Annotated in this window: 18 protein-coding genes and 1 tRNA gene; 6 read left to right on the forward strand and 13 right to left on the reverse strand. The window is 66.0% G+C overall.

The window, feature by feature from the left end; translation table 11 throughout:
* Positions 1–98 precede the first annotated feature (98 nt).
* Both BMY53_RS03715 and BMY53_RS03720 read right to left on the reverse strand, forming a co-directional pair.
* Positions 99–173: transfer RNA gene (locus BMY53_RS03715), tRNA-Arg, on the reverse strand.
* Between the two features lie 110 nt (positions 174–283).
* A complete protein-coding gene (locus tag BMY53_RS03720; RefSeq protein WP_092943824.1) occupies positions 284–631 on the reverse strand; it encodes a cupin domain-containing protein in 348 nt (115 codons plus the stop codon).
* Positions 632–1,133: 502 nt separating this feature from the next.
* Between BMY53_RS03720 and BMY53_RS03725 the strand changes: the two genes are divergently transcribed.
* The 4 genes from BMY53_RS03725 (at position 1,134) to rocF (ending at position 5,382) form a co-directional block, all read left to right on the forward strand.
* Positions 1,134–2,585 carry a S41 family peptidase gene (locus BMY53_RS03725; RefSeq protein ID WP_092943826.1) on the forward strand — a complete coding sequence of 484 codons (1,452 nt, stop codon included), beginning with the start codon at positions 1,134–1,136 and terminating at the stop codon, positions 2,583–2,585.
* 70 nt (positions 2,586–2,655) lie between these two features.
* Positions 2,656–3,474, forward strand: coding sequence for a HesA/MoeB/ThiF family protein (locus tag BMY53_RS03730; RefSeq protein WP_092943828.1), 819 nt, complete (start codon positions 2,656–2,658; stop codon positions 3,472–3,474).
* An 82-nt stretch (positions 3,475–3,556) separates the two neighbouring features.
* Positions 3,557–4,444 (forward strand): LOG family protein, encoded by an 888-nt coding sequence (locus tag BMY53_RS03735; RefSeq protein WP_092943830.1) that lies wholly within the window; start codon positions 3,557–3,559, stop codon positions 4,442–4,444.
* 5 nt (positions 4,445–4,449) lie between these two features.
* Positions 4,450–5,382, forward strand: coding sequence for an arginase (gene rocF / locus BMY53_RS03740; protein ID WP_092943832.1), 933 nt, complete (start codon positions 4,450–4,452; stop codon positions 5,380–5,382).
* A gap of 87 nt (positions 5,383–5,469) precedes the next feature.
* Here rocF and BMY53_RS03745 read toward each other — a convergent pair whose 3' ends face one another.
* The 4 genes from BMY53_RS03745 to BMY53_RS03760 all read right to left on the reverse strand — a co-directional run bounded on the left by BMY53_RS03745 (position 5,470) and on the right by BMY53_RS03760 (position 9,670).
* The gene (locus BMY53_RS03745) at positions 5,470–6,369 is read right to left on the reverse strand and encodes a ketopantoate reductase family protein (RefSeq protein ID WP_255370065.1); all 900 of its coding nucleotides are present in this window, start codon (positions 6,367–6,369) and stop codon (positions 5,470–5,472) included.
* 264 nt (positions 6,370–6,633) lie between these two features.
* The gene (locus BMY53_RS03750) at positions 6,634–7,473 is read right to left on the reverse strand and encodes a DUF429 domain-containing protein (RefSeq protein ID WP_092943836.1); all 840 of its coding nucleotides are present in this window, start codon (positions 7,471–7,473) and stop codon (positions 6,634–6,636) included.
* A complete protein-coding gene (locus tag BMY53_RS03755; RefSeq protein ID WP_092943838.1) occupies positions 7,470–8,930 on the reverse strand; it encodes a sensor histidine kinase in 1,461 nt (486 codons plus the stop codon). Before BMY53_RS03755 ends, BMY53_RS03750 begins: the two co-directional genes overlap by 4 nt.
* Positions 8,927–9,670, reverse strand: coding sequence for a response regulator transcription factor (locus BMY53_RS03760; protein WP_092943840.1), 744 nt, complete (start codon positions 9,668–9,670; stop codon positions 8,927–8,929). The genes BMY53_RS03755 and BMY53_RS03760 overlap by 4 nt, the downstream gene beginning before the upstream one ends.
* A gap of 448 nt (positions 9,671–10,118) precedes the next feature.
* On the opposite strand from BMY53_RS03760, the gene BMY53_RS03765 reads away from it, so the two are divergent.
* Positions 10,119–11,366 (forward strand): sugar MFS transporter, encoded by a 1,248-nt coding sequence (locus BMY53_RS03765; RefSeq protein WP_092943842.1) that lies wholly within the window; start codon positions 10,119–10,121, stop codon positions 11,364–11,366.
* 400 nt (positions 11,367–11,766) lie between these two features.
* The gene (locus BMY53_RS03770; RefSeq protein ID WP_092943844.1) at positions 11,767–13,437 is read left to right on the forward strand and encodes a GGDEF domain-containing protein; all 1,671 of its coding nucleotides are present in this window, start codon (positions 11,767–11,769) and stop codon (positions 13,435–13,437) included.
* A 7-nt stretch (positions 13,438–13,444) separates the two neighbouring features.
* On the opposite strand, the gene BMY53_RS26665 is transcribed toward BMY53_RS03770, so the two are convergent.
* The 7 genes from BMY53_RS26665 to BMY53_RS03805 all read right to left on the reverse strand — a co-directional run bounded on the left by BMY53_RS26665 (position 13,445) and on the right by BMY53_RS03805 (position 23,390).
* Entirely contained in the window at positions 13,445–15,001 is a 1,557-nt protein-coding gene (locus BMY53_RS26665; RefSeq protein WP_092943846.1) for a methyl-accepting chemotaxis protein, read from the reverse strand.
* A gap of 655 nt (positions 15,002–15,656) precedes the next feature.
* The gene (locus BMY53_RS03780; RefSeq protein ID WP_143073909.1) at positions 15,657–17,993 is read right to left on the reverse strand and encodes an RHS repeat domain-containing protein; all 2,337 of its coding nucleotides are present in this window, start codon (positions 17,991–17,993) and stop codon (positions 15,657–15,659) included.
* A 5-nt stretch (positions 17,994–17,998) separates the two neighbouring features.
* Positions 17,999–19,366 carry an RHS repeat domain-containing protein gene (locus BMY53_RS03785; protein ID WP_092943850.1) on the reverse strand — a complete coding sequence of 456 codons (1,368 nt, stop codon included), beginning with the start codon at positions 19,364–19,366 and terminating at the stop codon, positions 17,999–18,001.
* Positions 19,359–20,720: a formimidoylglutamate deiminase gene (gene hutF, locus BMY53_RS03790; protein WP_092943852.1), complete on the reverse strand. Its 1,362-nt coding sequence runs from the start codon at positions 20,718–20,720 to the stop codon at positions 19,359–19,361. Before hutF ends, BMY53_RS03785 begins: the two co-directional genes overlap by 8 nt.
* Positions 20,717–21,553: an N-formylglutamate deformylase gene (gene hutG / locus BMY53_RS03795; RefSeq protein WP_092943854.1), complete on the reverse strand. Its 837-nt coding sequence runs from the start codon at positions 21,551–21,553 to the stop codon at positions 20,717–20,719. The genes hutF and hutG overlap by 4 nt, the downstream gene beginning before the upstream one ends.
* A 35-nt stretch (positions 21,554–21,588) precedes the next feature.
* Positions 21,589–22,839: an imidazolonepropionase gene (hutI, locus tag BMY53_RS03800; RefSeq protein WP_092943856.1), complete on the reverse strand. Its 1,251-nt coding sequence runs from the start codon at positions 22,837–22,839 to the stop codon at positions 21,589–21,591.
* The gene (locus tag BMY53_RS03805) at positions 22,836–23,390 is read right to left on the reverse strand and encodes a HutD/Ves family protein (protein ID WP_092943858.1); all 555 of its coding nucleotides are present in this window, start codon (positions 23,388–23,390) and stop codon (positions 22,836–22,838) included. The genes hutI and BMY53_RS03805 overlap by 4 nt, the downstream gene beginning before the upstream one ends.
* Between the last annotated feature and the right edge of the window lie 10 nt (positions 23,391–23,400).

The raw sequence follows: 23,400 nt of genomic DNA on the forward strand, positions 1-23,400 counted from the left end.
CAGAGGGCCGGCGCCGGGCCGCTCCCAAGGCGGCCCTTCTGCCCCCTCGGGGGGCGGGCTGGACGCGCCCGAGGCGCGGCCAGCGGGGGCCAACATCCTGGTGGCCCCACCAGGAATCGAACCTGGATCTGCCCCTTAGGAGGGGGCTGTGCTATCCATTGAACCATAGGGCCACGCGGGCGCCATTGTGCCTCAAGCGGCGTGCTTCTCAGGCCGATCTGATCAAGTACCTAAACCGGCCTGCCCAAGGCTCCGGCTCAGGGCGTCGCACCCAGCGCACTACTCAAGCCGGATGACGCAATACGATGGTCAGCAGGGCGGAGGCATCCTGCACCCCTGTCACGGCATGCACGATGCCGCCTTCCAGGTAGCAGAGCTGCCCGGCGCCGAGCCGCTGGCGTTCTTCGCCGCCGTCCCGCTGGACGCTCAATTCGATCTCACCTTCCAGCACCTGTACGGTGATCTCGCCGTCCACCTTGTGGGGCGGCAGTGACTTGCCGGCCGGCAGCACCAGCCGCATCACCTCCAGCCCATTGGACTTGAACAAAGCCGACGACGGGGTCTGGGCCAGTGCGGCGCCCAGGGGCGACACGTCGATCGGTTGTGCAGGTGCAGCATGCGGCAAGGCCATGAAAAAGCTCCTGGAGTTTGTCTCCCGCCCATCATGGCACGCAACGGGCGCCCACCGGTCGCACCCTCGTTGGGGCTCCAGGGAACCTCTACATAACTCCCGCCAGCCAAGGTGACCCTGATTCGGGATGGGACGCAAGGCGCAAACCGCAGCCATAGCGGCCGCTATGGCGAGGATTTGCAACGCCGCGGACCGCCCGAAGCGGGGTCACATCGGCCGCGAGGAGTGATGCAGCGGTGCCCTAGTCCCGAACACGGCAGAACAAGTGGCGAACAACCGAGGGGCCAACCGTAAATAGGGGGTAAAACGGCCCTTGACGCCAGGCCGGGATTTTGCCCCGGGCCTATACTGGCACAAGGCTGAAGTCCGCCTGAGCGAGGATTCGTTGACGCAATCGTGAACCCATCCGCCCAGGCCGCCCGGATTGCGCTATACCACTCGCATGAGCGCCGGGCAGGACGCTTGAACAGCCGAAGCTGTACACACAAGGATTTTTCGCATCATGGGCGCCAAACTGAAAGTTGCGGGCTGGGTCGCTTTGGGAGCGATGGCCGGCGTATTGACCACGATGCAGCTGCAGGCCAATGCGCGCAGCACGGCCGCTCCGCTGCCACTGGAAGAGTTGCAGCAACTGGCCGCGGTGTTCGGCATCGTCAAGTCCGACTATGTCGAACCGGTCGACGAGAAAAAGCTGATCAACGACGCCATCTCCGGCATGGTCTCCGGGCTGGACCCGCATTCCCAGTTCTTCGACAAGAAGAGCTTCAAGGAATTCCGCGAAAGCACCTCCGGCCGCTTCGTGGGGGTGGGCATCGAGATCGGCATGGAAGACGGCATGGTCAAGATCGTCTCGCCCATCGAAGGCTCCCCCGCCTTCCGGGCCGGCCTCAAGAGCGGTGACCTGATCAGCAAGATCGATGACACAGCCGTCAAGGGGCTGACCCTGGACCAGGCCGTCAAGCGCATGCGCGGCGAGCCCAATACCAAGGTCTCCCTGACCATCTTCCGCAAGTCGGAAAGCCGCTCCTTCCCCATCACCATCACCCGCGAGGAAATCCGCGTGCAGAGCGTGCGGGCGAAGATGGTGGAGCCGGGCTACGCCTGGCTGCGTGTGAGCCAGTTCCAGGACCGCACGGTCGATGACTTCACCCAGAAGCTGGCCGACCTGTACAAGCAGGACCCCAAGATCAAGGGCGTTGTGCTGGACCTGCGCAATGACCCGGGCGGCCTGCTGGAGGGCGCCGTCGCCATCTCGGCAGCCTTCCTGCCCAAGGATGTGGAAGTGGTGTCCACCAACGGCCAGATGGCCGAATCCAAGTTCAGCTACAAGGCCAACCCGGAGTTCTATTCCCGCCGTGGCAGCGGAGACCCGCTACGCAAGCTGCCGGACGCGCTGAAAAACGTGCCCCTGGTGGTGCTGGTGAATGAAGGCTCGGCCTCGGCCAGCGAAATCGTCGCGGGGGCGCTGCAGGACCACAAGCGCGCCACCATCATGGGCGCCCAGACCTTCGGCAAGGGCTCGGTCCAGACAGTGCGCCAGCTGGGCCCCGACACAGCCGTGAAGCTCACCACCGCCCGCTACTACACCCCCAGCGGTCGCTCCATCCAGGCCATGGGCATCGTGCCGGACGTGCCGGTGGATGAAACGGCCGAGGGCAATGTCTTCGCCGAGCTTCGCATGCGCGAAGCCGACCTGGAAAAGCACCTGTCCGGCACTGACGAAAAGGCTGACGACGCCCGCGTGAAAGAGCTGGAAAAGCTGCGCGAAGAGCGCCGCCAGAAGCTGGAAGCGGAATATGCCAAGCGTGGTGAACCGCTGAAGCCGCTGCCCGAGTTCGGCAGCACGGAAGACTTCCCGTTGCTGCAGGCGCTGAACCAGCTCAAGGGCAAGCCGGTGGCCATCTCCAAGACGGCGGTGGAACGCAAGGCGGAAGCCAAGACGTCCAAGGAATAAGTTCTGCGGAACGACACAAGGCCCTTCGGGGCCTTTTTTTTCGTCCGTCTGGCGGCGCTATGCTTGCCGCATGAATGACGAGCAACTGCTGCGCTATTCGCGTCACATCCTGCTGGACGACATCGGCATCGATGGCCAGCAGCGATGGCTGGATGCCCATGCGCTGGTGATTGGTGCCGGTGGCCTGGGTTCGCCGGTGGCCCTGTACCTGGGCACGGCCGGCGTCGGCCGCATCACGCTGATCGACCATGACCGGGTGGACCTGACCAACCTGCAGCGCCAGATCGTCCATAGCCTGGACCGGCTGGACCAGCCCAAGGCCGTCTCAGCCGCCGCCGGCATCGCCGCCATCAACCCGGAGCCCCGGGTACGGCCGCTGATCGCCCGGGCCGATGCAGCCCTGCTGGACGAACTGGTGCCCCAGGCCGATGTGGTGCTTGACTGCAGCGACAACTTTCAGACCCGTCACCTGGTCAATGCGGCCTGCGTGCGCCATGGCAAGCCGCTGGTCTCGGGCGCGGCGTTGGGCTTTGATGCCCAGCTCAGCGTCTATGACAGCCGGGGCGGCCGCTTCCCCTGCTACGCCTGCGTGTTCCCGGCGGACCAGCCGCCGCCGGAGCAGCGCTGCGCCGTCATGGGGGTGCTGGCCCCCCTGGTGGGCATCATCGGCAGCATGCAGGCCGCCGAAGCACTCAAGCTGCTGGCCGGCATGGGCAGCGCCCTGCCAGGACGCCTGCTGATGCTGGACGGCCGGCGCATGGAATGGACCGATCTGCAGGTGATGCGCGATCCGCACTGCGCCTGCTGTGGCGCACCCGTGCCTCTGCCCCCTTCCACGCCTGCTCCCACGCCCGCCTCCACACCCCCATCCCCGTCCACCGCGCAATAAAAGAACGGCACCAGCACCCGCTCCGCCTCAGGACGAACAGAAATTAAGTGCAGACGCCCGTAAGCTCTCGGGCCACCGGATCATGATCAAAACCGACAAGCTCACCGCCCGCAACTTCCCCACCGCCCAGGAGGAAGCCCAACAGGCCAATGCCTTCGACGACAACCCGCCGGACGCCTTCCGGCTGGCCTTCGCCGACACGGACTTCCTGGTTCGCCCGGAACTGCGCCCGGTGCGCATGCAGCTGGAGTTGCTCAAACCGGAGCTGATCCAGCAGGAGCTGGACATCCAGTCCACCGTGGTGATCTTCGGCAGCGCCCGCATCCCGGACCGCGCGTCCGCCCAGGCGGCCGTGGACGCCGCCCGTGGTGCCAACGACAACGTGGCCCTGCAACGCGCCGAACGGCGCCTGCTGATGAGCGGCTTCTATGAAGAAGCGCGGCGCTTCGCCTACCTCATCACCGAACACACCCGCGACCACGCCCACCCGCTGTATGTGGTGACCGGCGGCGGCCCCGGCATCATGGAAGCCGGTAACCGTGGTGCCCACGAGGCCGGTGGCCGCAGCATCGGCTTGAACATCGTGCTGCCGCACGAGCAGCGACCCAACCAGTACGTCACGCCGGAACTGTGCTTCCGCTTCCACTACTTCGCGCTGCGCAAGATGCATTTCCTGATGCGTTCGGTGGCGCTGGCGGCGTTCCCCGGCGGCTTCGGCACCCTGGACGAGCTGTTCGAGACACTCACCCTCATTCAGACCGGCAAGTGCCGTCGCCGCCCCATTCTGCTGTTCGGCAAGGATTTCTGGTCGCGCCTGATTGACTTCGACCTGTTGCTGGACACCGGCATGATCAGCCCCGGCGACGAACAACTCTTCCATTACGTTGAAACCGCCGATGAGGCATGGGCCTTGCTGAAGAAGGAATACGACATCGGCCAGCCCGCCACCACCGGCTCCCTCCAGGAGTGATCACTATGAGCAGCACCCACCAAGTCAGCCTGATCGGCGCCCCCACCGACGTCGGCGCCGGTGCCCGCGGCGCCAGCATGGGCCCGGAGGCCCTGCGTGTGGCCGGCCTGGCGCAGGCCCTGCGCAGCCACGGCGTGGAGGTGCTGGACCGTGGCAACCTGCAGGGCCCGTCCAATCCCTGGACCGACCCGGTGGACGGTTACCGCCACCTGGAGGAAGTGACCGCCTGGAATGAGGCCGTGCATGACGCGGTTCACGGCGAGCTCGCCGCCGGCCGCATGCCCATCCTGCTGGGTGGCGACCATTGCCTGGGCCTGGGCTCCATCTCGGCCGTGGCGCGCCACTGCCGAACCGCCGGCAAGAAGCTCCGCGTGCTGTGGCTGGATGCGCATGCCGACTTCAACACCAGCCTGCTGACCCCCAGCGGCAACATCCACGGCATGCCGGTGGCCTGCCTGTGCGGCTACGGCCCGAAGGAGCTGGTCGAGATCGGCGGGCATGTGCCGGCCATCGACCCCAAGTGGATCCGCCAGATCGGCATCCGCAGCGTGGACCCCGGCGAAAAGCGCTTTGTGCACGAGGTGGGCCTGGAAGTTTTCGACATGCGCTACATCGACGAGATGGGCATGCGCCACACGATGGAACTGGCCCTGGCCACGATGGATGCCAACACCCATCTGCATGTGAGCTTCGACGTAGACTTCCTGGACCCGGACGTGGCCCCCGGCGTGGGCACCACCATCCCGGGCGGCCCCACCTACCGCGAGGCGCAGCTCTGCATGGAAATGATCGCGGACACGGGGCGGCTGGGCTCGCTGGACGTGATGGAACTGAACCCGGCGCTGGATGTGCGCAACAAGACGGCGCTGGTGGCGGTGGACCTGATCGAATCGCTGTTCGGCAAGTCCACGCTGATGCGCAAGACTGGCGGCAAATAACCGGCGCTCGTCAGGCCCGCCAGGCCCGTCCGGCCCGTCCGGCCCGTCAGACGGTCCAGGCGCTTCAGGCGCTTCAGCACGGGTCGTTCACACGCTGGCTGCGGGCGACTGCATCAGCCGCACCAGCGCATGCATGACGCGGTTGGCTGGTGTGGCCACCCCCAGCTGCTGCCCACGCCGCACCAGGTAGCCGTTGAGGTGGTCGATCTCGGTCGGTTTGCCGCGCTTGAGATCCTGCGCCGTGGAGGACACCTGCCCCGGCATGGTCTCCGCGATCTTGCGCACGGCGGCGCGGACATCCCCCGCCACCTCCACGCCGTCGGCACGAGCCACCGCCAGCCCTTCAGCCACCAGGTCGTCCAGCACCTCCCACACGCCCTCCCCTTGCACGAGTTGCCCGTAGGACTGCTGGGTGACGGCGGACATGGCGTTGTAGGCGCAGTTGATCAGCAGCTTGGCCCACAATGCGCCCCGCGCGTTCTCCGAGACATCGGTGGGCACACCGGCATGGATGAAGGCCTGCGCCGTGCGCTCCGCCCCCTGGGCGGGCTCGATCACCAGCTCACCACGGCCATAGTGCTTCACATGGCCCGGGCCCACCATGCCGGTGGCCACGTAGACCACGGCGGCGGAGACGGGCTGCACCAGCAGCTCGCGCAGGCGGTCGGCGTTGTCCACGCCGTTTTGCATCGACAGCAGCAAGGTGTCCGCCGCCAGGTAGGGCTGCAACTGGCGGGCGGCGTCGGCGGTATCGGTGGACTTGACGCAGAACAGCACCAGGTCCGCCCCCTGAGCGGCCGAGGCCTCCGTGGCGGCCTCCACGCGCACCTGTTCATCAAAGGTGGCCGTCTCCATGCGCAGGCCGTCGCGCTGGATGGCCGCGACATGCTGGGGCCGGCCGATCAGCACGACCTCATGCCCCGCACGGGCCATCACGCCGCCGAAATAGCAACCCACGGCGCCCGCACCCATGACGGCGATGCGCAGGCGGCTGGCGGTGGGTGTGGTCGGGACAGGCGTGGCGGGCTTGGGAGCAGCGGGCGTGACGGGCGAAGCAGGCGAGGCGGCCATGGGGAGGTCTCCTTGTAGGCAGGCGGTCAGGACATACGACCCGCATGTTAGGTCGTCCCAAGGACGCCCGCCGCGGCCGCAACACCTGTCCCTGCTCAGATATCCGCAGCGCAGCGCACAGCAGCGCACAGCAGCGCGGAGCACCGCGCAACGTCGTGCGGCAGCCCTGACCGCTCAGGCTCAAGCGGCGCTGACGATCCAGCCTTCCAGCGGGTCCGCATCCTTGGGCATGCCGTAGTCCGGCTGGGTCGAGGCCCAGGCCGCCTGCATCAGGCACAGCACGGCATCCAGCTTGTCTCCGCTGGCGTCATCGGCCAGTTCGTCCCGCTGAGCATGGCTGAGCTTGAGCCGCAGGCCCAGGCGGCTGCGGCCCTGTTCCAGCGCGTCGATCATGTCCTTGCGAGCGATCAGACGCTCGGGTGTCTGGCGCGCCTTGTCGTCACTCTTGTAGCTGCGGTTGCCGATCAGCTCGCGCGCCAGCAGGCCGGGATAGGCCTCCAACGCCACCCGCGCCGGATCCCCCGCGTGCAGGCCCGGCAGGCTCACACCCGCCGCCACCAGAGGTGGCACACCGGCATGCATCATGTAGGCGACAGGCGGGTTCACCCACTTCATGCTGGGCGATGCGCCTGCCGGCCCGTCACAGGCGCGGTGAGCAAACTTGCTTCCCACCGGGCGCGCGGCGCAGAAGGCCGCGAAGGTCTCCCGGATCTCCGCACGGGTCAGCGAGGCGTAGTGCGCCATCAGCGGTGCCCAGGCTGTGGGCCAGCCCAGCGTCTCTACCAGCTCGCGCGAAAGGCTGAACGGCAGATCAAAACCGCCGAGCCAACCGCCACCGGGCACTACAGGCTCGCGCAGCCATTCTTCATAGGCCGCCAAGGATTCCAGCCCGCGTTGCGTTTCCAGGCGGACCACGGCGCCTTGCCGTTGGCCGAAGGCCAGGCGGATGGGTTTTCGGCGGGTGGGCGCGCTGGAGAAATCCACGCCCACGAGGGTCTTGATGACAGATGGCGAACTCATGTTTCCTTGAAAATCGGTGCCAGCGGGAGGTCCATGGTCACCACCGTGCCATGGGGCCGTGCCGCTGCCAGGGCCACGGTGCCACCGTGCAAGAGCACGATCTCACGCACGATGGCCAGGCCCAGCCCGGAGCCTTTGGCATCGGGCTGGGCCCGGTAGAAGCGCTCAAAGGCGCGCTCCCGGTCCGCCTCGGACATGCCTGGCCCATTGTCTTCCACCTGGATGCGCACCCACCCTTGCAGGCGCTGCACACGCAAGGTCACGGTGGCGCCAGCGCCCGCGTACTGGAAGGCGTTGTCCAGCAGGTTGAGCACCGCCTCACGCAGCAGCACGGGCCGGCCGAGGACCACGCCTTTGCTCTCGTTGTCATCGCCGCCCTCGATACCCAGGTCGATGTGGGCCGCCAGGGCCCGGGGCACCAGCTCCAGCGCCAGCGCCTTGCACAAGGCCGCCACCTGGACCTGTTCGAGCGGCAGCGTCGAGGCGCCTTCCGGCCCCGAGCGCGCCAGCGTCAGCAACTGGCTGACCAGATGGGCACTGTGCAGGGCACTCTGGTGAACCTTCTGCAGCCGCGCCACCACCTCTGGATCCTGCACCGCCTGCAGGGCCAGTTCGGTCTGGCTGCGCAGACCGGCCAACGGGGTGCGCAACTGGTGCGCGGCGTCGTCAATGAAACGCCGCTGCGTGTCCATGCTCTTGCGCACCTTCAGCAGCAGCGCATTCACCGCTTCCGCCAGGCCACGAACCTCCACCGGCGCGATGTCCAGCTCAATGGCGGCCAGGTCCTCCGGATCACGGCCATCCACCTCCTTGCGCAGGGTCGTGAGCGGCGCCAGCCCGGCCTTGATGCCCACGCGAACCACCAGGGTCAGCAAGGCGGCAAGCAGCGACAGGGGCAACACGGTGTCCAGCAAGATGCCGCGCGCCAGTTCTCCGCTGCTGGCGCGCGAGCGGGCCACCTGCACCAGCAGGGCCTGCTCCGGCCCGTTCAACCCGCCCCCCATGCGCACGTAGAGGGCGGCCTGGCGCACGGGGATGCGCTTGTCCCCATCCCGCATCTCGCCGTCGTGGAACTCGGCCACGCCCCATTGATGCGTGGTGGTGGATGGGATGGGCGGGAGGTGCTGGTTGCCCAGGACGAATTTGCCGGGTGGGGAACTCACCATGTACATGAGACGGTCGCTCGCATCCGACTCGAGGATGTCCTGAGCGGCCCGCGGGAAGTCGATCAGCAGGCCGGATTCCAGCGGCTGGATGCGACGCGACAGCGCACGCGTGGCGGTCGATAACGAGGCATCGATTTCGCGGTTGGCGTAGGACTGGGCAAGCTTGAAGGTGAAGATGCCTGCGGCGGCCCACAGCACGATCTGCGGAACGATGAGCCACAGGAACAGCTGGCGCTGCAGGGACAAGCCCCGCCGTCCGTGCTGCGTCTGCCCTTCGGACGCTCCCTTCATCGTGCGCCGGGCTCGGACCGCTCGGCCGAGCGGTCGGTTTCAAGCAGGTAGCCGAGCCCACGCAGGGTCCGGATGTTGAGGCCACTCTGGTTCAGCTTCTTGCGCAGGCGGTGGATATAGACCTCGATGGAGCCACTGCCGTCCGATTTTCCATCGGACTTGCCATCGGACTTGGCGTCGGCCCCGCCCTCCCCGCCGCCGCCCCAGGCCGTCGTGATCTCTTCCTTGGTCACCACGTTGTCGCGGCGTGTGATGAGCAGCTCCAGCAGGCACCACTCCCGCTGTGTCAGGTCCAGCACCTCGCTGTTGAGCAACGCGCGGCGATTCGGTCGGTCCAGCACCAGCCCGGCCGATTCCGCGGGCTCCTGCGAGGCGGACTGCCCACGGCGCAGCAGCGCGTTCACCCGTGCCAGCAGCTCGGGAAAGTCGAATGGCTTGACCAGATAGTCGTCAGCACCCGCATTGAGCCCGTTCACCCGGTCATCCACGCGATCGCGCGCGGTCAGGATCAGCACCGGAATCCGGGCGCCCGCCTGGCGAGCCTGGCGCAGGACGTCCATGCCATCCACATAGGGCAGGCCCAGGTCCAGGATGGCGACATCGAACGGCTGCTTCGTCAGCAGGTATTGCGCCACCGGACCATTCGGCGCGTGCTCGACCTCAAACCCCACGCCCTGGAACTGCGAGACAAGGGCGTCGGTCAGCATGGGATCGTCTTCAGCGATCAGGAGTCTGGGCATGGTTCGGTGCGTTGGCCGTAGGCGGAAAGCCTCGAAGCGTAACTGATCGGTTCCTGGCGGCGGGCGGTGGCAGCCGGCCTCACCCGCTTGACCATCATCCGGTTTCACGGCCCGCAAGGGAACGCGAAGGGGTGCGTCATGCCCGCAAGGCCTTAAGAATCAGGTCGCTGCCGGTTCTTTACTTTTTAAGACAACGTTAATTCTTTAAGAGATTTTTAGCTAAATCAGAGGTCGCCCGCCGGGCAAGACCGACCTTGTGGCAGGGCTTTTAGTAGTAACCCTAGGTAATCTGCATTCAGATTGTTTTAAAGTTTCGTTCAAGTTGAGAGGGATCCAGTCCCCACCGAGGAGCCAAAACCGAGCATCGCCTGATGGCCCTGCCATGGCTCCGACGCGCCACTGTCCCTTTCAGGACGTTCCACGCCGCTCTCACGACAGGCCCTCGGACATGAATGCTTCAACTCATCCTTCCCAGCAGCCACGCTTCGGCATGCCCCTGCTCACGGCTCTCTTCTTCGGCTGGGGTCTCATCACCTCGCTGAACGATGTGCTGATTCCCCACCTCAAGGCCGTGTTCTCGCTGAACTACGTGCAGGCCATGCTGGTGCAGTTCTGCTTCTTCGGTGCGTATTTCCTGGTGTCGCTGCCTGCGGGTGCGGCCGTGCGCCGCTGGGGTTACCAGCGCGGCATGGTGATCGGCCTGGTGATTGCGGCCATCGGTTGCGCGCTGTTCTACCCGGCCGCCACCTTCCAGACCTATGGCTGGTTCCTGGGAGCGCTGTTTGTCCTGGCCAGCGGTGTCACGCTGCTGCAAGTGGCCGCCAACCCGTATGTGACCCTGCTGGGGCCGGAGGAGGAAGCGTCCCGCCGGCTCACCTGGACACAGGCCTTCAACTCCCTGGGCACCACCGTGGGCCCGTTGTTCGGCGCCGCGCTGATCCTGACGGCCGCCGAATCGGTGGCCGCGGACGCCCAGGCGGTGCGGGTCCCCTACCTCGGCCTGGCGGCCGCGCTGCTCGCCATCGCTGTGGTGCTGATGGTGGTTCGCCTGCCCAAGGTCGGCGAGACCCAGCGCGCCCAGACGGTTGACACCGCACCGCCGGCATGGCGTTACCGGCACCTGGTGCTGGGTGTGGTGGCCATCTTTGTCTACGTGGGTGCGGAAGTGTCCATCGGCAGCTTCCTGGTGAGCGTGATGAGCTCGCCCGATGTGGCGGGCCTGTCCGGCAGCGATGCCGGCCACATGCTGGCCTTGTACTGGGGCGGCGCCATGGTGGGGCGCTTCCTGGGCGCCTGGGCCATGAAGCGCATCTCCGCCGCACGCCTCATGACCGGTTGCGCTGTGGGTGCAGTGGTGCTGCTGACCGTGGCCATGCTGGCTGGGGGCCACGTGACGATGTGGGCGCTGCTGGCCATCGGCCTGTGTAACGCCATCATGTTCCCCACGATCTTCTCCCTGGCGCTGGAGCGCCTGGGCTCGCGGACCGAACAAGGTTCCGGGCTGCTGTGCATGGCCATCGTGGGCGGTGCGCTGGTGCCGCTGGTGCAAGGTGCCCTGGCGGACTCACATGGCCTGATGCCCTCCTTCGTGGTGCCGCTGGTCTGCTACATCTACATCACCTATTACGCAGCCCGTGGCCACCGCGTCGCGGTGATCGAGCCCGCCACCCGGGCAACGGCGGCGGTCCGCACCTGATGTTCTTCGGGCCGCCGGGAGGCGGCCCGCCAGCGACGCCTGGTCGTCGTCGGCATCGTCGGCATCGTCGGCATCGTCGGCATCGTCGGCATCGTCGGCATCGTCGGCGTCACCACGGTCTTCTTTCGTCCGCCTCCACGCCTGGCTGCTGCGGACGCAAGACAGGCCAACAAGATTTCTGCACGTGCTCCCCGGATCAGGGTACGCCTGGGGTCATTTCGAGACATTTGCCCCGGCCGGACCTGTCGCATCCCTGCGCCATGGGGCCGGCGAGCATTGACGGCCTACGCTTCTGGCCCAATGCTTGGGGCACCTCTGCATAACCCCCGTGGCAGGCATCGCCGCTGGACGGACGAGGGTTATGCAGAGGGCCCCCATCGGGCCGCGTTAGGAGCGCGCCTTGTTCGACCGCGAACTGGCACAAGCACATCACCTGAGCCGTCACGGCGCCTATGGCGCGGCCACCCAGGCGCTGGAGCGCGCGCTTGCTGCTGCCGTGAACGACCCGCAGCGGGTGGTGGCGCTGACCGCACTGGCGCACATCCTGCCGCGCCACGGTGATTTGCAAGCCGCCCTGCGCCGCGCCAGCGAAGCCGTGGCGCTGGCACGCCAGACCCCCGGCGAGGGCTTCGACGCGAGGCTGGCCGAGGCGCTCACCGAACTCTGCTTCATCTATTCGCAGTTCCTCATGGGCCGCGACGCCTTGCAGACCGGCTGGCAGGCCCTGGCCGCCGCCCGTCTCGCCAGCGACCCGGTGCGGGAAGCATGGGCCCTGAACCGGCTGGCCGTCGCGTATGCCGTTATGGACCAGACCGATCAGGCCTGCCAGGACACGATGCAGGCCCTGGAAATCGCCCAGGCCCGACCCGACGACGACCCCGAGCTGCTGCTCTCCTGCCTCAACAACCTGGCCCACTTCTGGCTGCAGGCCCATGCGGAGGCCATCCGCAATGGCGACCGCCATGCCGCCACGGAAGCCCTGTCGCAGGCCGGGCCGTATGCCGACCGGGCCGCCACGCTGGTGCGGGAGGAGCCCAACACCTTCATCATCGTGGTGACCTTGTCCAATCAGGTGGAGCAACTGCTGGGCAGCGGCGCCACTGAACGGGCCCTGGCGCTGGTCAATGAATACGATGCCCTGGCCCGGCAGCATGGTTATGCCGGCATGGAACTGCAGGCCCGGGCCCAACGTGCACTGCTGGGGCTGCGCGGGGGGCCCACGCAGGTGGAGGCGGCGGTGGCGGACATCCAGGCGCTGCTGTCCGACGACGGCCCATCCCCGCTGGCGGCCCGGCTGCGCCGGCAACTCTCGCTCGCGCTGTACAAGGCCTGCAAGGCGCGCGGTGATTACGCACGTGCGCTGGCGGCGCATGAACAGCTCTCGGATCTGGAGCGGCAGTCCGCTCGCAATGCCATGGCGCTGCAAACCGAGGCCATGCTGATCCGCCAGGAGTTTGAACACGCACAGGCGCGCGCCGAACATGCGCTGCAGGACGCCCGCCGTGAGCGCCAGCGCGCAGAGCAGGCCGAGCAGGAGCAGCACAAGCTCAAGCGCCAGGCCGCCGAACTGGGCCGCATGGCTCATGAGGACGCGCTGACCGCGCTGAACAATCGCCGCCACGCCGAGTTCGCCTTGCCACTGCTCCTGGAGCGGGCTCGGCAGGAGCGCAAGCCCATCGCGTTGGGACTGCTGGATGTGGACCATTTCAAGCGCGTCAACGACACGCTGGGGCACGGCGTGGGGGATTTGGTGCTGCAGCAGGTGGCCGTGTGCCTGCGCAAGCAGCTGCGCAGCGCCGACCTGCTGGCGCGGGTGGGCGGCGAGGAATTCATGCTGGTGTTCGTGGGCGTGAAGCCCGCCAAGGCGCAGGAGATCTGCGAGCGGTTGCGCAATGCCATTGCCACCCATACGTGGAAGGAGCTGGCGCCAGGGCTCGCGGTGACGGTGAGCATCGGCCTGAGCGCGGGGGAGCCGCCAGAGCGGCCGCATCAGTTGGTGGAGGCGGCGGACCAGGCGCTGTATGCCGCCAAGCACGCGGGCCGCAACCGGGTGCATCTCATGGGTTACTGAGCCGGCCTCACGTCAGGCGGAAGACCGCGACGGACTGCGACAGCGCGTCCGCCTGATGCTGCAGGCTCTGCGCCGCCGCTGCGGACTCTTCCACCAGCGCAGCGTTCTGCTGCGTCATCTGGTCCAGCTGGGAGATGGCGGAGCCGATCTGGTGGATGCCGTTGCTCTGTTCCGTGGTGGCGTGGCTGATCTCAGCCACGATGCGTGAGACACGGCCGATGGAATCGGAGATCTCCCTCATCGTCCCGCCCGCACGCTCCACCAGTGCCGAACCGCTGGATACCGCCTCGCCGCTACCCTGGATCAATTGCTTGATCTCCTTGGCCGCCTCCGCGCTGCGCTTGGCCAGCATGCGCACCTCGGCGGCCACGACGGCAAAGCCGCGCCCCTGCTCACCCGCGCGCGCCGCTTCCACTGCCGCGTTGAGGGCCAGGATATTGGTCTGGAAGGCGATGCCGTCAATGGTGCCGATGATGTCGGCGATGCGGTTGGAAGAATCGCTGATGCGGCCCATGGTCTGCACCACGTCGCCCACCACGGCCACCCCGCGCTCGGCCACGCGTGCTGCCTCGGAGGCCAGCGCATTGGCCTGGCGCGCCGAGTCGGCGTTCTGCTGCACGCTGACGGTGAGTTCCTCCATGGCGGAGGCGGTCTCCTCCAGATTGGAGGCGGTCTGTTCGGTGCGGTTGCTGAGGTCCTGCGCGCCTGCGGCCACTTCGCGAGAGGCGGTGGCAATGCTGTCGGTGGCGCTGCGCACGCCGGTCACCACCTCGCGAATGGAAGACTGCATGCCCTGCACGCCGCGCATCATCGCGGCGGTCTCATCATCGCCCTGCACCACCAGGTGCTCGCTGAGGTCCTGCTTGGCGATGCGTTCGGTGGTGTGCACGGCCTGGGACAGCGGCGAGAGGATGGAGCTGATGTTGAAGAAGGTGAAAGCGCCGATGCCCAAGGCGCCCAGCAGCATGACGGCCATCAGTGCCAGCCGCACGCGGCGCTCTTCGGTGTTGATGCGCTCCACCTCTGCTGCACCGCGCTGCAGGATCGCCTGCGTCATCTTGGAGAGTTGCTCATCCATCTCCCGCACGGGCCCCTTGATGGGCTCGGCGGCGCGATTGGCTTCTGCAGAATCGGTGAAGTCGTCGTTGAGGATGCGCGCGACGACGCCTTCCAGCCCCGACTTGTAGCGGGCCAGGCTGTCCTTCATGGCCGGTGGCATCGACTTGATGCGGGGATCGATGTCGAGCGCGGCAATCCCGTCCAGGCCCTTGACGGTGCGGTCATAGGCGGAGAGCCATTCCTGCTGGTAACGCTTCACCGCCTGCTGCTCACCCATGTTGATGAGCATGTCCTTCTCATAGCGCCGCAGGTTGCCCACGCCGGCGCGGACATCGGAGAGCTCTGCGAGGGATTCCACGTCCTGGCTGACGTAGCGCTGAAAGTCTTTCTTGGTGCTGGCCATGGCCCATAGACCGTCGCCGCCAATCAACAGGAGTGTCAGCACCGACAACAGACCCAACGCCATCAGGCGTACCCGGATGGTGTAGCTACGCAAGGACCACATGGCTTCCCCAACGACTCGTTGACCGCTGGGTCAGCCTAGCAAACAGAGCGCCTGCGCGGAACCCTGGGGAGAGAGGGGGGGAGGGAAAAGTGGCGCTGTGGTCGGAAGCGGACTGTGTGCTAACCAAATTTTATATTTATGACAATGACTGGTCCGGAGGGAAAGTGCGGGCGGGAGTCAGCAGCCACCCATTGAATTCCAGATAGTTCATCTGGACACGCAGGAGATAGGGCGTCTCACCTTTACGGAACAAGCACATGCCCAATAACTGTGTAGTCATTGAGCAAATACAGAACATCCCCTGGCTCCAGCCGCCCCTTAATTGAAACTTTCACCCGCCGGCGGCATTCGCATCCGGATGCAGATTTCCCTGGCTCGCGACCCAAAACCAGGGTAGCTTTTTGGTCGAGGGTGATCGTAAGAAATGGCCTCGGCCGCTCTAGCCCACACTCAAGATCAGCAACAGCGACCACGCTGTAGCCGTCATCCGCCTTCTTGATTGCCAGGGTTTCGGTCGCTTCTGTGTTAGTACATGCCTCAGACTCAGTAACTACTAGTCCGGTTTCCAATGTGCTAGCTGGCTGATCGGTGCTGGCTTTGGAACATGCCGTCACAAGAATCACTGCCCACAACAAGAATAAAGATAACCTCATACTCAATATCCCGGTTGAAAGTTTGGCTGGGGGTAATTAATTGGTCCTTTGGGACCAAACTCACGCCAAGAACCTGGACTAAACACATTCGGAACCCTATTCAAAACTGAACTTTGATCAGAACTAAGTGGAGGCATAGGAATGGGGTTAGACATCCCGCCTTCACTCGTCCAAGTTCTGTCGTCCGGGGCGCGAACAACTCCTCGGCGTAGTTTGGCCAATTGCTCGGCAATCGAATTTTCACCTTCGCCCGTACGGCATGCATCGAGTACAACAGGTTGCTTAGGAGTGCAGCCTTGACGTGCAAGCTCCTTGTTCAGTTTTTTTGCATCCATACCTCTTACAACATTCGGGTTACCATGCGAAATAACGAGACATATAGTCGGATCATCAGGGGTATTTTGTGCTGCAGGATAGTTGGGGTCATCGAGTGGTAGCAATATAATCTTTTTGAGGCCTGTAGGATCAATAAATGCAAGTGGAGCGCTCGAGACGTATGTATATGTCGAAAAACTCCCGGCACTCAAACCTATGGGATCGCTTTGGACATATCGTCCAGTCGTTGCGTCGTAATCCCTGAAATAGTTGTAGTTCAGGCCAGTCTCTTTGTCGAAGTACTGCCCTGGGAAACGCAGGTTGTACTCCAGCGCCGCCAGGCCCGACGGCGCAGGGTCCGCTGCCGTGGACCCAAACGGCTCCGAAATCCAGCGCCAGCGCTCGGCGCCTGTGGTGTCGACCAGGATGCGCGGGGCGCCGAGGTGGTCGGCATACACGTAGAGGATCTGCGGCGCCAGTGCGGCCCCGTCCAGCACCGCCACGGGAATGTCCCCCAGCCACACAAACTCCTGAACGGGGGTGCCGTTGGCGTCGTACTCGCCCAGAAGATGACCTGACTGGTCGTAGGCGTACAGCCGTGAAGCTGCCGCGCTGGCAGCGGTCTTCCTGACCCGCTGTCCACCCGCATCGTAGGCATAGGTGGTGGTCGCACCGGCCGTCGTGATGGCCGTCAGGCGGTTGTCCGTCGCATACGTGGCCGTGGCGTAGAGCGAAGAATCGGCCGTCGTGTTGCCCGCCGCGTCATAGCCGAAGCTGCGCACCGGGTTGGTGATCTGCTCCAGCCGGTTGCTCGTGGCCGACACCGCATAACCGCGGCTTGAGCCGTTCACCGTCACATTGGTCCGGTTGCCATTGGCGTCATAGCTGATGGACCAGCTTTGCGACGCCGTGCTGACGGTGGTCAGGCGACCCAGCTCGTCGTACCCGAAGCTCTGGCCCAGCGCTTGGGTGGCCGCCGTTGCCAGCCCCGTGGCAGCATCGAGGTGGGAATAGCTGGTGATGCGGTTGGCCGCGTCATACGTCAGGTCCCGCACCACGGAGTTCAACGGGTACCGCACCAGCCGGCCGTACTGGTCAAACACCCGCTCGTAGGCCTGGGGCCCGTTGGCCATTTCCATTTGCCAACTACGTGCCGGGCCAAAGGCCTGCCACTGGATGTTGCTCAGCAGCGGCGCCGTGATGGGCGTCGAGGCCTGTGTGAGCCCGATGTACGTCAGTTGGCCACCCTGCCAGGTGAAGTCCAGTTTGCGGCCGGATGGATAGGTGAGGCTGGTGACGTGCCCAGCCCCGTCGTAGGTGTAGAGCGTCGTCAGGGCCACCGTGCCGACGGTCTGGACACTGGTGATCACCCGCCCATGAGCGTCATACCCGGACTGCGTGTTACCGGCAGGGAACGTCGCGGTAGTCAGGCGGCCGACGCCATACCCAAACTCGCCACCGGACTGGTCATAGGTCCAGCCGTAGCCCACGGTGGCTTGGCCCGCCTGGGTATAGCTAACCGACGATGGCCGATTGAGAACGTCATAGGTGTAGGTGGCCAACACACCTCGACTGTCCGTCCGAGTGAGCAAGTTGCCGGCAGCATCGTAGGTGCTGTTCGCAATGCCCGTATCCGGGCTGTTGAGCTGGGTGACATCACCGAGCCCCGTGCGCTGGTACTGAGTGACCAGGCTGCGCGGGTCCGTGACCTGATTGAGGTTGTCCTGCCCGTCGTACCCCAGCGAGGTCACGCCGTTCTTGGCGTTGGTGGAAGTCTTGAGACGGTCCAGGGGGTCATAGGCGTTCTGGGTGGTCAGACCAAACCCAGTCACGCCCTTGCCCTTGATCACCTTGGTGAGATTGCCCTTGGCGTCATATTCGTAGTCCGTCACCGGCACCGGAGAGACCGGCGGCGGAGGCAATGTTGCCGCATGGGCTGCGCCCGCCAGCGCTGTGATGGCCAGCGCTGCCGCCTGCAGCACACGCTCCCGCCGACGCGCCAAGCGCGCTTGTTGTGCTCTCATGAACTTCACTCCCCACCCGTCGTTTGTTGTGTCCGGCTCAGCGAATCAAAGGCCCGGGCCATGCCGCGTTGCAGCGTACCGGCAGGGTCTTGCACGGATTCGTTGATGCGATTGCCGCGCTGATCGAGCGTGTACTGGATGCGGTTGCCCAGGTTGTCGGCCACGGCCACCAGGCGGTGGGCATCGTCGTAGTCGTAGGCCACGGCGGTGCCATCCGGCTGAGTCACCTGCTTGACGAACCCGGTGGGCCAATACGTGTAGCCAGTAACTTCACCACCCTGTGTCACTGAAGTCACCCGGGAACGGGCGTCATAGGTGTAGACCGTATTGATACCGTTCGGGTCCACCACTTCCAGCACCTGTCCAAACGCGTTGTAGCGCAGGTAGTTGGTGACATGCCCCGCAGCATTGGTGCTGCTCTTGAGGTCACCCAGCCAATGGTCAGCCGTGGTGTCGGTGTAGTACTCGTTGGTGGTGACCTTGCCCAGCGGGTCAGTCTCCGTCAGCACATGGCCTTGGGCGTCATAGGTCCAACTGGTCGTGCGGGCGGCCACGCCTGCCTGCGCGACCGCATTGAAGCCCAGAGCGCCAGTCGCATCCGTGGTGGCCTGCTCCACACTCTTGCACAACACAACAATCAAGGTGTTGTCCGGCAGCTTGGCCGTCGAAGGCGCGCAACTCGCCACCGCATTGCCATTGGTAGGATCCGGCTGGCCGTTGTAGACCAGGGTGGTGATGCGATTGGGCTCGGCAGTGCGGACCTGCTTGCGCCAGACCGGGTGCCACAAGGAACTGACCTTGCGAGCACCTGCCGGCATCACCGCATTGGCGGCGAGAACCGTGCTGCATGTAGCGCCACTGGCGAGTCCTTCGACTCGGGAAGACTCAGCCTTGCGGCCACTCACAAAGGCGTGGCAGGACTGCAGACCGTTGGCATCCACGCGGCGGGTGATGTTGCCTTCCCCATCCCGGTCGTATTGCCACGTGGCCGGCGAAGAACCGGAACCCGACGGCTGCACACGGCTTGCCATGAAGGTCGCACCTTCCAGCTGGGCGCTGCTCAAGGTCTCTTCATACCCGTCAGGTCCATGAAGCTGAGCGACCGTCGGCTGGGTATACGACAAAGCTCGATAGAAACCGCTGCTGGTAAGGGTGTCTACCGCCGTCACAGCGGGGGGCTGCGTCCACTCCACGGACCACTGCTCGCCGTTGCTTCCGGTCCTGGTCGAGATCGCTCGCCCAGCACTGTCGTAGCCATAGCGACCGTAGGTCGCCCCGGACTCATCAATCAAGGCGCTGATCAGCCAGGGCTTGCCATCCACCTCGTACTTGTACTGGCGCGAGGTTTGATCCGGATACCAGCGGTCAATCACCCCAGCATTCCGCCATCACACCCGCATAGCGCCGCAGCCGGGCGTCATCTCGCAACGCTCGTGGCTGCCCTGCCACGAAGACAGCTTGCCAGGGCAGGCCCTGGCTGGCGAAGACCAGGCCGTCCAGTAGTGTGGCCGCCGGCATACCGGCCAGGCCACAGGCGTCCGGATCCAGCACAAGGAAGTCGGCGCGCGCGCCCGGGGTCAAACCCCAGCTGGACAAGCCCGCTGCGCCCGCGCTGCCCTGCAGGCAAGCCTCGAACAGCCGTGCCGCCGTACTCGGCTGGCGGCCCGGTGCCGCCGCCACATTGCGGCGCTGCTGTCCCAAGCGCTGGCCATACTCCAGCCAGCGCAGTTCCTCCACCCAGCCACGCGAGACCTGGCTGTCCGAACCCACCGTCATCGGCACACCCGCCGCCAACCAGCCTTCCAGATCGGCCAGGCCGTCGCCCAGATTCGCCTCGGTTCCCGGGCAGATCACCACGCCCGCGCCGCTGGCGGCCACTCGGTCGATTTCGCCCCGGGTGCTGTGGGTCGCATGAACCAGTTGCCAGCGGGCATCCAATCCGTAATCCGCCGTGACCGCCAAGGGCCGGTGGCCGGTGGCGGCCACACAGTCCCTCACCTCCTGCTGCTGTTCCGCCACATGGATGTGAATCGGGACCGCCGTGGCGCCGACCAGGCGCTGCAGTTCCTGGATGTCTTCCGGATGCGCCGCCCGCAGGGAGTGCAGGGCCACGCCGGCCGAGACCAGCGGCAGCCCTGCGGCGTTGATGCGCTGACAAGCGCGCCAGACCCAGCCGGCATCGGTGCGGAAACGGCGCTGCGTCTCCCGCAGCCCGGTTTCGCCAAAACCGGCATGGGCATACAGCACCGGCAGCAAGGTCAGGCCGATGCCCGCCTCACGCGCGGCATCCGCCAGCGCCCAGCACATGGCCAGTTCGTCGTCGTAGGCCTGGCCGTCTTCCCGATGCTGCAGGTAGTGGAATTCGCACACCTGCGTGTAGCCCCCCGCCAGCAGCTCCGTGTAGAGCTGCGCCGCGATGGCGCGCAGTTGGTCGGGCGTGATGCGAAGGGCCACACCGTACATGCGCTCGCGCCAGGACCAGAAGTCGTCACTGTCCCGGGCTCGCTGCTCCGCCAGGCCGGCAAAGGCGCGCTGGAAGGCATGGCTGTGCGCGTTGACCAGGCTGGGCAGCACCGGCCCGGGCAGGCGCTGCGCTGCGTCTGGCGCGGGCAAGCCGGCGCGGACATCCAGCCAGTGGCCATCGGGGCCCACGTGCAGCAGCACATCGGGCTGCCACCGGCCGTCCAGCCAGGCCAGAGGTGCATGGAACAAAGACCCTGCGCTCATGCCTGCGCCGTACCCGTGGACCGCGACGGATTGGCCAGCAAATAGGCCTGCAGCAGCATCGTCAGCACCGGGCGCACACGGGCCATGCAGGCGTCGTCCAGCGAGTAGCCGGTGTAGCCCAGGTCTCCTTCCACCATGTAGCAGCGGTAGCACATCTCCATCTGCACCACCTGCTGCCCCAGCGCCGGCCGCCCATACTGGCGCGTGATGTAGCCCCCCTTGAAGCGACCATCCACCACCCAGCTGAAGTCCTGCTGCGCGTTCAGAACGATCTCCATCGCCTCCCGGGTGACCTGCTTGCAGGATTGGCCCTCCACTGTGCCCAGGTTCAGGTCGGGCAACTGCCCCTCGAACAGCCACGGCAGTTGCGAGCGGATGCTGTGAGCCTCGAACAGCAGCGCCTGGCCATGGGTCTGCCGCAGCCGCTGCAGTTCGCCCTGCAGCGCCTGGTGATAAGGTGCCCAGTAGGTCTGGATGCGCCGCTGCTTCTCGTCGGCATCCGGCGCGCGGCCTTCCTTGTAGAGCGGCTCGCCCGTGAAGAAACGCGTGGGGCACAGCTCGGTGTTGGACGCGCCCGGGTACATCGGTGTGTCCTCCGGCGGGCGGTTGAGGTCGATCAGGTAGCGCGAATAACGCGGGATCAGCAGCCCGGCCCCCAATTGCTTGGCAATCGGCGCGTACAGGCCTTCCAGATGCCAGTCCGTGTCTTCGCTGCCCAGGGCGCGGTCCACATAACGTTCATGCTGGTCGGCCGGGATCTCGCGCCCCACATGCGGCATGCTGATCAACAGCGGCGTGCGGCCTGGCCGCAGTTCAAAAACGTCGTGCTTCATGGTGTCTCCTCTCACAGCGGCCCTGCCCACGTGGGCTAGCCGCGCTCGCGGCCGCCGATCACGGTGGTCCGCCTGGGGTTGCGTCCGAAGTAGTAAGCGAGTTCACGCGGGTGGGCGGCGTCCCAGACGCAGAAGTCGGCGCGCTGACCGGCCACCAGTTGCCCCCTGTCCCGCAAGCCCAGCGCCTGAGCAGCGTTCACCGTCAGGCCTCGCAGTGCTTCTTCCGGCGTCATGCGGAAGAAGGTGCAGGCCATGTTGAGCATCAACAGCAGCGAGAGGCCCGGGGCGCTGCCCGGGTTGTGGTCCGAGGCCAGCGCAATGGGCACGCCTGCGGCACGCAGGCCCTCGATGGGGGGCAGACGGGTTTCTCGCAGGAAATAGAAGGCGCCTGGCAGCAACATGGCCACCGTACCCGCCCGCGCCATCGCCTGGATGCCGCTCTCGCTGAGGTATTCGAGGTGATCGCAGGAAAGCGCCTGGAATTCGGCCGCCAGCGCCGCGCCGCCCTGGTCGCTGAGTTGCTCCGCATGCAGCTTCACGGGCAGGCCGAGCGCGCGCGCGGCCTCGAAGATCCGGCGTGTCTGCGCCGGGCTGAAGGCAATGCGTTCGCAGAAGGCGTCCACCGCATCCACCAGGCCCTCGCGCTGCAGCTGAGGCATCCAGGCGCACACGGCGTCCACGTAGTCATCGGCACGGCCATCGAATTCCGGTGGCAAGGCATGAGCGCCGAGGAAGGTGGTGCGCACCGTCAGTCCCAGATCGGACAGGCGGCGGGCCACGCGCAGGCATTTGGCCTCTTCGGCCAAAGCGAGCCCGTAGCCGGACTTGACCTCCAGCGTGGTGAGTCCTTCGGCCATCAAGGCACGCGCACGTGCCTCGGCGGCGCTGAGCAGATCGGCTTCGCTGGCCGCGCGCGTGGCCGCCACGGTGGAGCGGATACCACCGCCCGCCCGGGCGATGTCTTCGTAGCTGGCCCCCTGCAGGCGAAGTTCGAATTCCGCGGAACGCTCGCCGCCATACACCAGGTGGGTATGGGCATCGATGAGGCCTGGGGTGACCAGCGCGCCGCCCAGGTCATGTTCTTCGACCTGGCCATGGCGCAGGTCTGCCATCAGGTCCTCCGGCAGATCGGCCAGCGCGCCCACCCATAGCAGGGTCTCGCCGGCCGTGACCATGGCGCCGTCCGCCACCAGGCCCCACCCTTCACGGTCCTGGAATGTGACCAGCCGTCCACCCCGCCAAAGCCGGCGGGCCGCTGGACGGACCGTGAGCTCGGGTGCGCTCATTCCGCACTCCACAGCAGCCACCAGGCCGGCCCGTGGCTGTCGCCATCATCGAACACGCAGCTCTGGGCGGCGGGTGCCTCGCACCAGGCCAGCGTATGCGGGGCCACGGGCACGGCACGCGCCCCGTGAATCAGCAGGCCACCGCGCTCGGTGAACAGGCCGAGCCAATCCACCTCATGCGGAATGACGGGCCGTTCGGCGGGCTGGACGCGGAAGCGGCCAGCGCCGCGCCGGTGCATGGCGTTGAAATCCCGCGTCGGGCCCTTGATCAGCCGGCAATCCGGCGCGTCTTCACCCTTGAACCTCACCAGGCCGCCGCCGGGGCGGCGTTCCTCGCCCAGCAGGTGCACGCCAGCGCCGCTGAGCACACCAAACCAGCGGTCCACCGCCGGAAAGGCGGAGAACGGGCCGTCGCGATCGATGTCCGCCACGCTGACGCGGATTTTCCAGTCCGCCACATGCGGCCAGGCCAGCAACTCCCGGGTCTGGCCACCGCCATTGCGCCAGGGGGTCGGCGTCACGTCATCCGCGCAGATCCGCATCCAGCTCATGCCACCACTC

This window comes from Roseateles sp. YR242 (assembly GCF_900109745.1).
Lineage (GTDB): Bacteria > Pseudomonadota > Gammaproteobacteria > Burkholderiales > Burkholderiaceae_C > Roseateles.

Bases quoted from the DNA above. Each gene is read 5' to 3' on its own strand.
- BMY53_RS03720 (WP_092943824.1), bottom strand. From the start codon at position 631: ATGGCCTTGCCGCATGCTGCACCTGCACAACCGATCGACGTGTCGCCC.
- BMY53_RS03725 (WP_092943826.1), top strand. From the start codon at position 1,134: ATGGGCGCCAAACTGAAAGTTGCGGGCTGGGTCGCTTTGGGAGCGATG.
- BMY53_RS03730 (WP_092943828.1), top strand. From the start codon at position 2,656: ATGAATGACGAGCAACTGCTGCGCTATTCGCGTCACATCCTGCTGGAC.
- BMY53_RS03735 (WP_092943830.1), top strand. From the start codon at position 3,557: ATGATCAAAACCGACAAGCTCACCGCCCGCAACTTCCCCACCGCCCAG.
- rocF (WP_092943832.1), top strand. From the start codon at position 4,450: ATGAGCAGCACCCACCAAGTCAGCCTGATCGGCGCCCCCACCGACGTC.
- BMY53_RS03750 (WP_092943836.1), bottom strand. From the start codon at position 7,473: ATGAGTTCGCCATCTGTCATCAAGACCCTCGTGGGCGTGGATTTCTCC.
- BMY53_RS03755 (WP_092943838.1), bottom strand. From the start codon at position 8,930: ATGAAGGGAGCGTCCGAAGGGCAGACGCAGCACGGACGGCGGGGCTTG.
- BMY53_RS03760 (WP_092943840.1), bottom strand. From the start codon at position 9,670: ATGCCCAGACTCCTGATCGCTGAAGACGATCCCATGCTGACCGACGCC.
- BMY53_RS03765 (WP_092943842.1), top strand. From the start codon at position 10,119: ATGAATGCTTCAACTCATCCTTCCCAGCAGCCACGCTTCGGCATGCCC.
- BMY53_RS26665 (WP_092943846.1), bottom strand. From the start codon at position 15,001: ATGTGGTCCTTGCGTAGCTACACCATCCGGGTACGCCTGATGGCGTTG.
- BMY53_RS03780 (WP_143073909.1), bottom strand. From the start codon at position 17,993: ATGAGAGCACAACAAGCGCGCTTGGCGCGTCGGCGGGAGCGTGTGCTG.
- hutF (WP_092943852.1), bottom strand. From the start codon at position 20,720: ATGAGCGCAGGGTCTTTGTTCCATGCACCTCTGGCCTGGCTGGACGGC.
- hutG (WP_092943854.1), bottom strand. From the start codon at position 21,553: ATGAAGCACGACGTTTTTGAACTGCGGCCAGGCCGCACGCCGCTGTTG.
- hutI (WP_092943856.1), bottom strand. From the start codon at position 22,839: ATGAGCGCACCCGAGCTCACGGTCCGTCCAGCGGCCCGCCGGCTTTGG.
- BMY53_RS03805 (WP_092943858.1), bottom strand. From the start codon at position 23,390: ATGAGCTGGATGCGGATCTGCGCGGATGACGTGACGCCGACCCCCTGG.